General features: G+C 44.5%; 11 protein-coding genes. 5 read left to right on the plus strand and 6 right to left on the minus strand.

Annotation, left to right across the window (positions count from 1 at the left end; translation table 11 throughout):
• Nucleotides 1-36: 36 nt before the first annotated feature.
• The 3 genes from D8877_RS01100 to D8877_RS01110 all read right to left on the minus strand — a co-directional run bounded on the left by D8877_RS01100 (nucleotide 37) and on the right by D8877_RS01110 (nucleotide 2,842).
• Nucleotides 37-918 (minus strand): helix-turn-helix domain-containing protein, encoded by an 882-nt coding sequence (locus tag D8877_RS01100; RefSeq protein ID WP_002922003.1) that lies wholly within the window; start codon nucleotides 916-918, stop codon nucleotides 37-39.
• 456 nt (nucleotides 919-1,374) lie between these two features.
• The gene (gene htpX / locus D8877_RS01105) at nucleotides 1,375-2,271 is read right to left on the minus strand and encodes a zinc metalloprotease HtpX (protein WP_032912509.1); all 897 of its coding nucleotides are present in this window, start codon (nucleotides 2,269-2,271) and stop codon (nucleotides 1,375-1,377) included.
• Nucleotide 2,272: 1 nt separating this feature from the next.
• Nucleotides 2,273-2,842, minus strand: coding sequence for a LemA family protein (locus D8877_RS01110; protein ID WP_072073563.1), 570 nt, complete (start codon nucleotides 2,840-2,842; stop codon nucleotides 2,273-2,275).
• A 152-nt stretch (nucleotides 2,843-2,994) separates the two neighbouring features.
• On the opposite strand from D8877_RS01110, the gene D8877_RS01115 reads away from it, so the two are divergent.
• The 5 genes from D8877_RS01115 to rsmG all read left to right on the plus strand — a co-directional run bounded on the left by D8877_RS01115 (nucleotide 2,995) and on the right by rsmG (nucleotide 8,865).
• On the plus strand, nucleotides 2,995-3,612 hold the full coding sequence (locus D8877_RS01115; protein ID WP_125340565.1) for a TetR/AcrR family transcriptional regulator: 618 nt from the start codon (nucleotides 2,995-2,997) through the stop codon (nucleotides 3,610-3,612).
• 62 nt (nucleotides 3,613-3,674) lie between these two features.
• The gene (locus D8877_RS01120; protein ID WP_125352147.1) at nucleotides 3,675-4,958 is read left to right on the plus strand and encodes an MFS transporter; all 1,284 of its coding nucleotides are present in this window, start codon (nucleotides 3,675-3,677) and stop codon (nucleotides 4,956-4,958) included.
• Nucleotides 4,933-7,269 (plus strand): FtsX-like permease family protein, encoded by a 2,337-nt coding sequence (locus D8877_RS01125; RefSeq protein ID WP_125352149.1) that lies wholly within the window; start codon nucleotides 4,933-4,935, stop codon nucleotides 7,267-7,269. Before D8877_RS01120 ends, D8877_RS01125 begins: the two co-directional genes overlap by 26 nt.
• A 57-nt stretch (nucleotides 7,270-7,326) precedes the next feature.
• Complete coding sequence (locus tag D8877_RS01130) at nucleotides 7,327-8,070, plus strand: ABC transporter ATP-binding protein (RefSeq protein WP_125338256.1); 744 nt, start codon at nucleotides 7,327-7,329, stop codon at nucleotides 8,068-8,070.
• A gap of 81 nt (nucleotides 8,071-8,151) precedes the next feature.
• A complete protein-coding gene (gene rsmG, locus D8877_RS01135) occupies nucleotides 8,152-8,865 on the plus strand; it encodes a 16S rRNA (guanine(527)-N(7))-methyltransferase RsmG (protein WP_125338257.1) in 714 nt (237 codons plus the stop codon).
• A gap of 90 nt (nucleotides 8,866-8,955) precedes the next feature.
• On the opposite strand, the gene D8877_RS01140 is transcribed toward rsmG, so the two are convergent.
• The 3 genes from D8877_RS01140 to D8877_RS01150 form a co-directional block, all read right to left on the minus strand.
• On the minus strand, nucleotides 8,956-9,906 hold the full coding sequence (locus tag D8877_RS01140) for a hypothetical protein (RefSeq protein ID WP_002911918.1): 951 nt from the start codon (nucleotides 9,904-9,906) through the stop codon (nucleotides 8,956-8,958).
• A 106-nt stretch (nucleotides 9,907-10,012) separates the two neighbouring features.
• Nucleotides 10,013-10,849 carry an energy-coupling factor transporter transmembrane component T family protein gene (locus D8877_RS01145; protein ID WP_002911916.1) on the minus strand — a complete coding sequence of 279 codons (837 nt, stop codon included), beginning with the start codon at nucleotides 10,847-10,849 and terminating at the stop codon, nucleotides 10,013-10,015.
• Complete coding sequence (locus D8877_RS01150; protein WP_002911915.1) at nucleotides 10,842-12,527, minus strand: ABC transporter ATP-binding protein; 1,686 nt, start codon at nucleotides 12,525-12,527, stop codon at nucleotides 10,842-10,844. The genes D8877_RS01145 and D8877_RS01150 overlap by 8 nt, the downstream gene beginning before the upstream one ends.
• Nucleotides 12,528-12,531: the final 4 nt, after the last annotated feature.

The following is a 12,531-nucleotide window of genomic DNA, read 5'->3' on the forward strand; positions in this document are numbered from 1 at the left end:
CTCTTATTCTAGTATATTTTTAGAAATGAGTCTATTTTATTTGCACATCTGCAACTGGGAAAGGCAAATTCTTTCAAACTGAGCCTTGAGCTTCTGGGCAACACCGAAGGAATCTAAAAATTCCAAGAAAGATAAGCATTCCTCAATATCACTCAGAGCATAGCTATTCCCAACCTTGTAGGAATAAAGAGCCCTATGATACTTAATCAGCATCCGATCATAAAGATCTGTCTCAGGGATTTTAGAATGGTCAAGATAATTGAGGAATCTCATAGCAACTAGCAAATGATTACTCTCTATGCAGACGCTGATAACATTAAGCAGCATCTTGATAATACGCCGGCGATTCTCCGGTAGATTATTATAAAACTGGGTGCGGTTAATCATCTCACTAGCAAAGGTCTCCAGTGTTTCCAAGGTCAATAGATCCACACTATTAGTAAAGAGCCAGAGCTCATAACGCCCCCACTCCTCAACGGAAAAGAGATAATCGGTCAGAAATTCTACATCTTTCTTGCTAATCTGAAAATCTGGACTGCAGGAAGACAATACTGCTCTAACAACAATTGTATTAAGCCTATAGTTCTTCTTCTCAGGGAACTTTTCAGCCAAAGCTTCTGAGCTAGCCAATATACTTTGGAGTTTGACAACATTGTTTTCCTGATAAGCATCAGCTACTTTTTTTGAGAAAAGCGCATCATCTGCCTCAATGTAGTTATGGTAAACATACTGAAATTCGTCTAGAGAAACAGCCATATTCTTTAAGCAGCAATAGAAAGAATCAAGCGTGATACCACTGACTCCCCGCTCAAAACGAGACAGCTGAGCCACTGAAATATCTCCGGCTGCCGCCTCTTTAAGAGACATGTTTTTTGATTCTCTAATGACTTTGAAAATTTTTCCAAATGTTTTCAACATATTGAGCCCTCGGTTTCATATATGCAATAAAATTTTTTACTAAATTTAATATACTAGTAATATATTTCGAATATGTTACAAAAAAATTACTTTATATTTCCAAATAATACAAATAGATTAATTTGAAAGATAGGAATACTCAATATAGTGATTTTTTCTGAAAGTTATATGGTTTTCAAGAAAATATTGATTTTATAAGATTCTCAGAAGGGTTCAACCTGACAACTTGAAAACACTGGCTTTTTCAAAACTAGCCTCCTTACTTATACAAAAATAAACTTGGATAATCTGAGGTTCATGGATAACTGAAATAAAACTGTAACAAAATCTAAACGAATATTTTTTAGACATGAATGAAAGGAAGTAAAATGAAAAGGACTTAGTCCTGTTCAATGCAGAACTAAATCCTTTTACTAGTTATTGGTCTAAGTTTTGGAAATAATTTATTCCCAGCTTTTACATATGTCTCAAGCGCTCCACCCGCTCTGAGATAGGAGGGTGCGTATAGAAAAGTTTCTTCAGACTGCCTTCTTTTTTAGGATCGCTGATATAGAGAGCTGCACTGGCATCATCAACATGATGTTCCATAGGCTCGCTGCGATCTAGCTTGAGCAGAGCATTAATCATCCCTTGCGGATTGCGGGTCAGCTCTACACTGGAAGCATCAGCCAGAAACTCCCGCTGACGAGAAATGGCCAACTGCACCAAGGTAGCTGCCAGAGGAGCTAAAACGATAGCAATCAGCGATACGATAAGGAGAATAATTCCCAAACCACTATCGTTATCTCGATCATTACTACTGCGCCGTCCGCCACCAAACCACATCATACGGCCAGCTAGGCTAGACAACATGGTAATAGCACTGGCCAAAGCCACAGCAATCGTTGAAATTCGAATATCATAATTGCGAATATGACTGACTTCATGGCCAATCACTCCCTCAAGCTCCTCACGATTCATGATTTGCAAGATACCTGTAGTTGCTGCAACAGCTGCATTTTCAGGCTTAGAGCCAGTCGCAAAAGCATTGGGAGAGGGATCCTCTACGATATAGACACGTGGCATAGGAATCTGAGCGACCATGGCCATATCTTGAACAATATGATAGAGTTCAGGTGCTTCCTGCTCAGAGACCTCGCGAGCTCCGTTCATAGCCATGACCACTTCTGTAGACTGAAAAATCATCACTCCGGCATAAATCGCTCCGATGATCAAGGCTAGCAAGACACCACCAACAGCAGAGCGCAGCCAGAGATAGCCAATAGCTGCTCCAAGGAGAGCCAAGAGTCCGAAAAAAGCGATAAGGAGGAGCCAAGTCCTCCTTTTATTGCTGGCAATTTGATCAAATAGCATCTTAGTCACCTAGTCCAGTGCTGCCAAAGTCAACTTTTGGTACAGCCTTTTCTTCTTCTGGTGTCTTAAGGAAGTCAGCAGCTTTAAAGCCAAAGATTCCTGCAACAATATTGCTTGGGAATGTTTCCAACTTGACATTGTAGTTGCTAGTTACTGAATTATAAAGCTGACGAGAATAAGCAATTTTATTTTCAGTATTGGTCAGTTCTTCCTGCAACTTCAGGTAGTTAGTGTTAGCTTTCAGATCTGGATAGCTTTCAGCTACTGCAAAGATTCCAGAAATCTGACGAGAAAGGGCGTCACTGGCTTGCATAGCTTCGGCTGGTGAAGCAGCTGAAGCTACCTGGTTGCGCAGTTGGGTTACCTTTTCCAAGGTCGCCTGCTCGTACTTGCCATAGCCTTTGACCGTTTCCAAGAGGTTAGGAATCAAGTCATTACGACGCTTGAGCTGCACATCAATCTGGCTCCAAGCTTCCTGAGTCTGCATGCGGCTTTTAACCAAGGTATTGTATGCACCAACAACGAAGAATGCTAAAACCGCGACAATAATAAGAACAATAATAAAAGTCATGATATACTCCTCCAATTTTGATTAGACTTATTATATCAAAAAATAGAGGAACTGTCTTTATTCTTGACATTGATTTAGAAAAGATGTACGATAAAGGAAAGAATAAACCGACTGTCGGTCGAAAAAATTTTACTACCAAAAAGGATGCAAACATGGCTAATAAAAAAGACTTTATCTTAGATACCGCTCAGGAGCTTTTTATGGAGCAAGGCTTTGACCAGACCTCTATCTCCCAGATTTTAGAAGCGACTCAAATCGCCCGCGGTACTCTCTACTATTACTTTTCTTCTAAGGAAGAGATAATGGATGCCATCATTGAGCGAACCATTGAAAGAGCATTTACAGCTTCCCAAGCCTTTGCTGATAATCGTGGACTGACTATCATAGAGCGCTTGGTTGGCAGTATGGCTGCTCTGAATCTCAATCACCAAGAGGGAGAGGGAGTACTGCTGCATCTCAATCAGCCACAAAATGCGCTCCTGCACGAAAAGACCAATCAAATTCTTCTTGAACGAGCACCCCAGATTCTACTTCCCATCATCCAAGACGGTATCACTGCTGGAGATATGAGGACCGACTATCCCTACGAAAGCTTGGAAATGATTCTTACTTATTCGCTTCAAGTTTTTGGCAGCAGCTTTCAAGCTCTATCCCTAGAAAAACAGCAGCAAAAACTACAAGCTTTTCTCTATCTTTTAGAAACTCTTTTTCACAGCCGGAAAGGCTACTTCAATCCCTTTCTATCCCTGATTCAAACTCAAAGCAGCTAGAAAGCTAAGCACTAGATTTACTATTTACACTTACTTGCCATTACAAGCATAAGGAGGTAACTATGAAACAATCAGGTTTTAGACTCTTTTTATTGATTTGGATTGGAAGCCTCATCTCGGAAATCGGCTCTGGTATGACTTCTTTCGCTTTAGGAGTTTATATCTTCCAGCTGACCGGTTTGGTTTCTGTTTCTTCTTTTGTTACGCTTTGTGCATTTCTGCCTGGTCTTTTGGTTACTCCTCTGGCTGGAATTCTGGCAGATCGCTATGACCGAAGATTGCTGATGGCTCTGGGAGATGGCTTGTCAGGCTTAGGAGTTCTCTGGATTTACTTTAGTCTGAAGAATCCTGCTTTGATTTTTATCTGTATCGGAGCTGCCATTAGTTCGCTCTTTTCAGCCTTGGTCAATCCGGCCTTTCGAGCTACGATTTCCGACTTGCTGCCGGAGGATCAGTTATCAAAAGCAACTGGTTTGTCCCAGATTAATGGCATTGCCCGCTATCTGATTTCACCAGCCTTGGCTGGAATGATTTTGGCGAGTGGACATATCAGCACGATTCTGTTGCTGGATTTTTCGACCATTTTCGTGACAGTAGCCTGCACCTTGCTAGCCCGACGGGCCATTCATTCACAAGTTTATAGCAGTGATAGCCGTTTCTGGGCTGATTTCCTTAAAGGTTTTCAAATCGTCTATGGAAAAAAAGGCATCTGGTTTTTAGTCTTAGCTGGAACAGGCTTTTCCTTCTTTTTGGGAACAGTCCAAATCCTGCTTTCTCCCTTGGTGCTAGCTTTCGCAGATGCCAAAACAGCCGGCTGGGTCATGACCATCTCCAGCAGCGGGATGCTGATAGGAGGCTTGGTTCTGGGGATATTTGCTATCAAAAAACACTTCCATCGTATGCTCTGCCTCTCACTATTTCTACTGGGACTCTTCATGGTTGGGCTAGGAATGAAGGAAAACTTCATCTGGATTTGCAGTTTTGGCTTTCTCCTCTTTGCTGCCCTACCTTTCGCCAATACAGCTATTGACTATCTGGTCCGCATCAATATTAACAAAGCCGATCAAGGCAAGGTCTGGGGGACCATCGGGATTATTTCTCAGCTAGGCTATGTGCTAGCTTATGCCGGCATGGGTTGGGTCGCAGACACTCTTTTCAAACCCTCGCTGACTTACTTTGGCTGGCTGGCAAATTCTGTCGGAAAAATCATCGGTGTTGGCGGAGGCAGAGGCTACGGTCTGCTCTTTATCCTATCCGGTATCTCTATCAGCATCGGTGCTTATCTGCTCTCCCTAGCACGTTCAGTAAAGGAGCTGGAATATGTTTCAACGCTTGATAAAAAATGATTTAAAGGAAAACAAAGTCAGCATGCTGGTCATCGGGCTTTTCCTGCTTCTGACTCTGACCCTGAGCTTTGCAGCTACACGCCTGACCGTCAGTCTCACTAGCTCAATTGAGCGCTTTGTGGAAACAGCTAAAAGTCCTCACCTGCTACAGATGCACAGCGGAAGCGTCGACCGAGAACGCCTGCAAAACTTCGTCCAGCAGCATCCAGAAATTGCCTCTTGGCAGCTGACAGACTTTGTCAATGTGGAAGGGTCAGCCATCCGCATCAATGGGCAGGACTCGCTTCAGGATAGCTCCCAGGATAATGGCTTTTCCAGTCAGAACCAAAACTTTGACTTTCTGTTGGATCAGAATAACCAACCAGCCCAGCCTCGGCCAGGGCAAGTTTATATCCCCCTTTATTATTACAACAGCGGAAAAATCAAAATCGGTGACCAAATAAGAGTCGGCAAGCTACAGCTAACTGTCCAGGGCTTTATCCGAGATGCCCAGATGAATGCCGGTCTAGTCTCCTCCAAACGCTTCCTCATCTCACAAACTGATTTGCAGACTCTGAAAAAAGAAGCAGTTGCATCTAGTGAGAACCTGATTGCCTTTCGAGTGCATAAGCTTAGCCAGATCTCAGCTATCGAGCAGGCCTATAAAAATGCCGAGCTCGAGTCCAACGGACCGCCTATGATTACCTATCCGACTATCAAGATGATTAACGGCTTCAATGATGCTCTAGTCATCCTAGTCATGGGGCTGCTGGTTGTGGCTATCATTGGCATCACCTTTCTCTGCATGCGCTTTGCCCTCTTGACCAAGATTCAAGAAGACCTGCAGCAGATTGCCGTTATGAAGGTGATGGGACTGCCCCAAAGCTTTATCAGCAGGGTCTACCTGACCAAGTATTATTTCTGTCTGGCTCTAGCAACCATCGCTGGATGGGGACTGTCCTTTCTTCTGAGTAGTCCTTTTAAAAAGCAAATGGCACTGTCTATGGGGCAAAGTCCGACGCCCTTCTATAGCTATCTTCTGGAAATGCTAGTGGCTCTACTGCTCTGTCTCTTGGTCTTTTGGCTGACTGCCCGGCCTCTCAGCTCTTTTAAGAAAAAGACCCCCGGCCAAGCTTTAAGATTAGCTTCTTCCAACAGTCTGACCGCGACTCCTTCTACTCCGAAGATGGGTTTACCGTCTATACCCTTCTTAGACAGGCCCTATTTCGCCCTGAAAACGATTCTCAGTCATAAAAAACTCTATTTGACTATGTTGGTCATTGTCAGTCTGATTAGCCTGCTTATCCTGCTGCCAGCAAGTCTCTACAGCACTGTGATGGACAAGAATTTCATCCAGTATCTAGGAGCCGGTCAGCCAGATGTGTTGGTTGATATTTCTCAGACTGAAGATATCGATACCAAGGCTGCCCAGCTGCTAAAAGAACTGCAGGCAGACAAGGATGTCGCCGAAATTAATCAGTACCAGAGCCAGAATTTCTCCTATCAAGACCAGCAAGGTCAGACCCAGCAGTTGCGTGTAACTCTGGGAAACCATGCGGGATTTCCAGTCAAATACAGCCAAGGCCGCTATCCTAAAAACGAGGATGAAATTGCCCTATCCAAGCTGCAGGCAGAAGAGCTCAAGCTAAAAGCAGGAGACAGCCTGACCTTGACGGTAGACGGTCAAACCAGAAAACTAAAAGTAGTCGGTATCTACTCAGACCTGACCTACGGCGGCAAGACCGCCAAGGCTGTCTTTGTGACAAAGCAAGCGCAAACGCTCAATAGTCTGACGACCATCCGTCTTAAAGATGCTAGCAACAAAGCTAAAAAAATTAACGATTGGAAAAAACGCTATTCCAACTATAAATTAACCGACGTAGAAGACTTTTTCCATCAGACTTTTGATGACACGCTAGCCATGCTCCGCCTGATTCAGATCAGTGTCTTCTGGACAGGGCTCGGCATTGTCTTCACCCTAATGACCCTCTTTGTCTATATGATTTTCACCAAGGACCAAGCTGACTTGGCACTTTATCGGATGCTGGGATTTGGCAGTGAACGACTCAGGAGCCACTACCTGCTCGCCGTCTGCTTCATCTTGATGCTGGCTCTGGCAATAGCCGACCTGCTGCTCCTTAGCCTAGGGCAAGAAGTCTGCAGTCTGCTGCTCAGCAGCTTCGGTATCAGCAAACTCCAGCTCATCATCAATAAGTCCTTTACTTTTCTATGGACACCGCTGGCTCTGCTTCTTAGTGGACTCACAGCAGCACACATCAGTCTCCGAGCTCTGAACAAGCTGGAAATTGGACGTTATCTCAAGGAACATTGATCTTGAGCAGATAGTTTCCGAGCGCTTAGCATTAATTCTACATCCGAGGAGAAGCCTATGTTATTAGAAGCACATAACCTCAGCAAAAGCTATCAGGAAAATCAGGAGCCCATTCTCCGTGATTTGTCGCTAGAGATTGAGAGCGGCCAATTCATCGCCATCATGGGGCCGTCTGGCTGCGGAAAATCCACTCTTCTCAATCTTTTGTCCACCATTGACAAACCTGACCAAGGCCAGATTCTTTATGAAGGGCAGGATTTGCTGGCTATGAAAGACAAGGACTTGGACCGCCTTCGCAGAGAGACTTTCGGCTTTGTCTTCCAGCAGGCAACATTCCTGAAAAATCTCAATATCCTAGACAATATCTGCCTACCGAGTATCATTGGTAAGAAAAGCAGCGAGCGAAAGGCAGCCTATGAACGAGCCAAGGAGTTAATGGCTCTGACTGGGATTAAGGACATTGCCCAGCGCTCTATACATCAGGTATCGGGCGGCCAGCTCCAGCGAGCCGGCATTTGCCGGGCTCTCATGAACCAGCCTCGAATCATTTTTGCTGACGAGCCGACAGGAGCCCTCAACTCTCAGGCTGGCCGTCAAGCTATGGAGCTCATACAGCACTTCCACCAGCAGGGCGCAAGCATTCTCCTAGTGACGCACGATGCCAGCGTAGCTACCTATGCTGACAAGGTGCTGCTTATTTTAGATGGCAAGATAAAAAAAGAAGTTCTCTTTGACCAAACCGCTAATCAGGATGAGCGGCGCCAGCTGCTCTTGGCAGAGCTCAATCAGATTGGCATATAAGAAAAGAGGCCCTTTGGCAGAATGCTGGGGTCTCCTTTTTATGATATAATAGGATGAATACTGACAAACAAGGATGAAACTATGACACCGCAAGAATTTTACCAGCTATTGAGCCAGCAGGGAATCGAGCTGACCGACCGCCAGAAAGACCAGTTTGAGCGTTATTTTCAACTCTTGGTCGAATGGAATGAAAAAATCAATCTGACAGCTATCACCGAGAAAAATGAAGTCTATCTCAAGCATTTCTATGATTCAATTGCCCCCATTTTGCAAGGCCTGATTGATAATCAAGAGCTTAAGCTGCTAGATATCGGTGCCGGTGCTGGCTTTCCCAGTCTCCCTATGAAAATCATCTGCCCTCAGCTGGATGTGACTATCATTGACTCGCTCAACAAACGCATCAACTTCCTCAAACTGCTGGCAGAGGAGCTGGCGCTGGACAAGGTTCACTTCTACCACGGCCGCGCAGAAGACTTTGCTCAGGACAAGGCCTTTCGGACCCAATTTGACCTCGTCACTGCCCGTGCAGTCGCCCGCATGCAGGTCCTGTCTGAGCTGACCATTCCCTATCTAAAAGTTGGCGGGAAGCTTTTGGCTCTCAAGGCTTCTAATGCTCCAGAAGAACTGGAAGAAGCAAAAAATGCCCTCAACCTACTCTTTAGCAAGGTCCAAGACAACCTCAGCTATGCCCTGCCAAACGGTGACCCCCGCTTTATCACAGTGGTTGAAAAGAAGAAAGAAACGCCCAACAAATACCCCCGCAAGGCCGGTATGCCAAATAAAAGACCATTATAAAAAGAAAAATCAGGCAAAAATTGCCTGGTTTTTATGTTGTTGACTAGAAGTTCAATGTACTACAAGACTACGGCAAGTATAAAAAGTCGCTTACTTACTATCCTGTTCCTCCAGTTTTAAAACACTGATAAATTCTTCATAAGAATTGACCACATGATCTTGACCGTCTTTTGTGATACTACCATAAACAGTTAAGTTATCAAATAGTTGCTTATCTTTCGGTATTAAAAGACTGTAAATGTCTGACATCAGTTTAGGATCTGTCTTATCCGTCAAAAGATATAATTGACCTCCTTGCTTCGTCATCAAATCATAAGCTTTAGGGTATTCGTCCTTTAGGCGCCAATCAGAAGATTGTTTAATAACTGAATTGGGGAAATAGAGAGAAGAATTAGTATTTACCATGCTTTCTGAATAGTAATTTTTAAGGCTTGTATAGTTGACAAAAATACTATTTCGCCCATCCCTACCTACATTCGCCCCTTTTGGAACATCTTCTATTTTTCCCGTTCTCAGATTAAACAAAACCTCACGACCACTTCCTCCTCCCACTTTTTCTAATTCTATAGTCCGATATTCTTCATTATCATGACTAAAGAAGGCTGTATAACTTGAAAATGGAACGTAACTATCATCATATTCCCGAATAGCCTCAAGCAAATCATACTCCTTACGGTCTAAATTATCCGTACTAGTATCATATACTTGAATTTTCCAGTACTCACCCCAAGTTAGATGTTTCAAATCAAAGTCAGAATCATGAAATCGATGAGTAAATTGATAACTTTCAGTGGCAATATATCGTTTCCCATATATAGCAATCTTACCGCCGCCTAAATTTTTTTGTTTGATATTAGAATTAACAGGTTTCCAAGTGATAACTAGACCTTGTTTATCTGAAATAAATGCATAATCCTTAGGTTCAATTTCAAATGAAACCACTTTATATCGCTCTACAGTAAAATATCGATACGCATCATAAACTCCAATTAAAGCCAAAAAAAACACGAGTACTGCTATAAATTTCCATTTTTTCTTCATATTACTCCTTCCCTTTCAGCATATAACTCTCCAAAAGATTATGAAAATAGCATCTAAATAGGAGACACCATAGAAAATCATACCTTCATAAGGAACATGCTCCATCCTACCTCCACGGGTTATAAAAGCGGCCGTGATTGACTGCGAAGAGGACAAAGCAGAGCAATAGAAAGGCGACTGCCAGTGCCAGCACTATCATATCTCGCTTAGTCAGAGCCTGATAGGTGTACCAGGTGCGTTTTTTATTCTTGCCGAAACGGCGCAGCTCCATGGCTGTGGCAATGGTATTGATACGCTCTAGTGAGCTGAAAATCAGCGGAATGATAATCTGCAGATTTCCTTTCACGCGCTGAGACAGTTTGGCTTTCTGGGATAATTCCTGACCACGCGCTTCCTGAGACATCCTGATTAGGAAGAACTCTTCCTGCAAATCTGGAATATAGCGAAGCGTCAAACTGACCGCGTAAGCAATTTTATAGGAAATACCAAGCTGATGCAGGCTGGAAGCAAACTGACTGGGATGGGTTGTCATAAGGAAAATCACTGCCAGAGGAATGGTCGAAACATACTTGAGCAGGAGATTAAAGAGATAAAAAAGCTCCTGAGCTGTTAGATTATAAGCTCCCCATCCGGTCCAGAGGACATCTTTGGCTCCATAGATATCGACACCATACTGAGGGGCGAAAAGATAGACCATCACTAAGTTAAGAGCAGCAAAGGATGCCGCAAAGACCAAAACAAATGAAATGTCTCGGATGCGGATATGGGATAGCCGAAAGAGACAAAGGGACAGCAGGGCTAGCCCCAGCAAAAAACGAGTATCATAGCTAATCATGGCCGCCACTGATACCAGAACGAAGAACAGCATCTTGCTGGCACCGGACAGACTATGAAGAAACGTCTCGCCTGCATGGTAGCCGATTAATTTTCGCTGATTAAGCATGCTTGTCCTCCTTTTCTCGCATATAAAACTCGGTCAAAGCTAGAGGGTCGGCACCAATTTTCTCAGCCAGAGCAAAGATTGACGTTTCCTTTAGATGAGCCGCCGCAATCAACTCTTGATCTGTCAGAACCTGCGCGGGAGCCTTATCGGCTAAAATCTGACCATCCACCACAACCACTGCCCGATCTGAGTAATCCAGCATCAGCTGCATATCGTGGGTAATCATGATAATCGTATGTCCCTGCTGGTTGAGCTCGTCTAGAAAGTCCATCATCTCTGTATAATGGCGCTGGTCCTGACCAGCTGTCGGTTCATCCAAGAGGATAATCTCTGGATTCAGCACCAAGATAGACGCAATGGTCACCCGCTTTTTCTGACCGAAAGACAGGGCTGAAATCGGCCAACTACGAAATTCATAGAGTCCACAGGTCTTAAGAGCCGCATGGACCCGCTCTTCGATTTCCGCTTCTTCCAGTCCGCGCAAGCGCAAGCCTAGAGCCACTTCATCAAAAATCATGGCTGCCGAAATCATCTGATTGGGATTCTGCAGGACATAGCCGATCCGCTCAGCTCGCTCCTTGATGGAGTCTCCTTTGATATCCTGACCCTGCCAGCTATAGCTCCCCTCAGTCTCGATAAACTGACAGAGGGCCTTGGCCAGGGTTGACTTACCAGCTCCATTTTTACCAACGATGGCTATTCGCTCACCCTTGAAAATCTTCAGATTGATATCCTGCAAAATAGGCTTGCCGCCGCTCTGGTAAGCAAAGGACACATGCTCCAGTTCCAGCAAGGGCTCCTGAAGCTCTTTATCAGAATCAGACCAGTCTCTGCCCTCAAAGGTCACATCTGCCAGCTGCAGCTGATCCAAGCGGGACAAGTCTTCAGTCTTTTCCACTTCAACGCCCAGCTGGCGCAAGGTCGTAATGTAGAGTGGTTCGCGGATACCATTTTCAGCTAGCAGCTGGGTTCTGAGCAGGTCATCCGGCTGTCCATTAAAGAGAATGCGTCCGTCATTGATAAGAACTAGCCGGTCTACTGGACGATAGAGGACATCTTCCAAGCGGTGCTCGATAATCAGAGTCGTCGTTGCCGTCTCCCGATGAAGCTGGTCAATCAAATCAATGGTATCCTGACCTGACTTAGGATCCAGATTGGCCAAGGGCTCGTCAAAGAGCAGAATGGGACTCTCGTCAATCAAAACCCCAGCCAGACTGACGCGCTGCTTTTGACCGCCTGATAGATCCTGGGGCCGATGCTGCAAAAGCTCTGATAAATCCAGCTTCTCTGACCAGGTTTTGACTTTTTCGCGCATAAGCGACAGCTCCATCACGTCATTTTCTAGCGCAAAGGCCAAATCTTCTGCTACGCTAAGCCCGATAAACTGGCCATCCGTATCCTGCAAGACCGTGCTGACTAGATTGGACTTATCATAAATACTGGATTCAAAGGCTGACTGCCCCTTAATCAAGAGCTGACCGCTGGCCTCTCCTTTATAAATGTTAGGTATAATTCCATTGAGACACTGACCCAGCGTTGACTTACCAGAGCCAGATGGTCCAACAATCAGAACCTTCTCCCCCTCGTAAATAGTCAGATTAATCTGCTTGAGGGTCGGCTCAGACTGGGCCTGATATTGAAAGCTAAAGTCTTCAAATTGGATAATTGGTTTTTTCATCTTA

Origin of the sequence: Streptococcus sanguinis (genome assembly GCF_003943735.1) — a bacterium.
GTDB lineage: Bacteria > Bacillota > Bacilli > Lactobacillales > Streptococcaceae > Streptococcus > Streptococcus sanguinis_E.

Bases quoted from the DNA above. Each gene is read 5' to 3' on its own strand.
- D8877_RS01130 (WP_125338256.1), top strand. From the start codon at position 7,327: ATGTTATTAGAAGCACATAACCTCAGCAAAAGCTATCAGGAAAATCAG.
- D8877_RS01120 (WP_125352147.1), top strand. From the start codon at position 3,675: ATGAAACAATCAGGTTTTAGACTCTTTTTATTGATTTGGATTGGAAGC.
- D8877_RS01100 (WP_002922003.1), bottom strand. From the start codon at position 918: ATGTTGAAAACATTTGGAAAAATTTTCAAAGTCATTAGAGAATCAAAA.
- D8877_RS01150 (WP_002911915.1), bottom strand. From the start codon at position 12,527: ATGAAAAAACCAATTATCCAATTTGAAGACTTTAGCTTTCAATATCAG.
- htpX (WP_032912509.1), bottom strand. From the start codon at position 2,271: ATGCTATTTGATCAAATTGCCAGCAATAAAAGGAGGACTTGGCTCCTC.
- D8877_RS01140 (WP_002911918.1), bottom strand. From the start codon at position 9,906: ATGAAGAAAAAATGGAAATTTATAGCAGTACTCGTGTTTTTTTTGGCT.
- D8877_RS01125 (WP_125352149.1), top strand. From the start codon at position 4,933: ATGTTTCAACGCTTGATAAAAAATGATTTAAAGGAAAACAAAGTCAGC.
- D8877_RS01115 (WP_125340565.1), top strand. From the start codon at position 2,995: ATGGCTAATAAAAAAGACTTTATCTTAGATACCGCTCAGGAGCTTTTT.
- D8877_RS01110 (WP_072073563.1), bottom strand. From the start codon at position 2,842: ATGACTTTTATTATTGTTCTTATTATTGTCGCGGTTTTAGCATTCTTC.
- rsmG (WP_125338257.1), top strand. From the start codon at position 8,152: ATGACACCGCAAGAATTTTACCAGCTATTGAGCCAGCAGGGAATCGAG.
- D8877_RS01145 (WP_002911916.1), bottom strand. From the start codon at position 10,849: ATGCTTAATCAGCGAAAATTAATCGGCTACCATGCAGGCGAGACGTTT.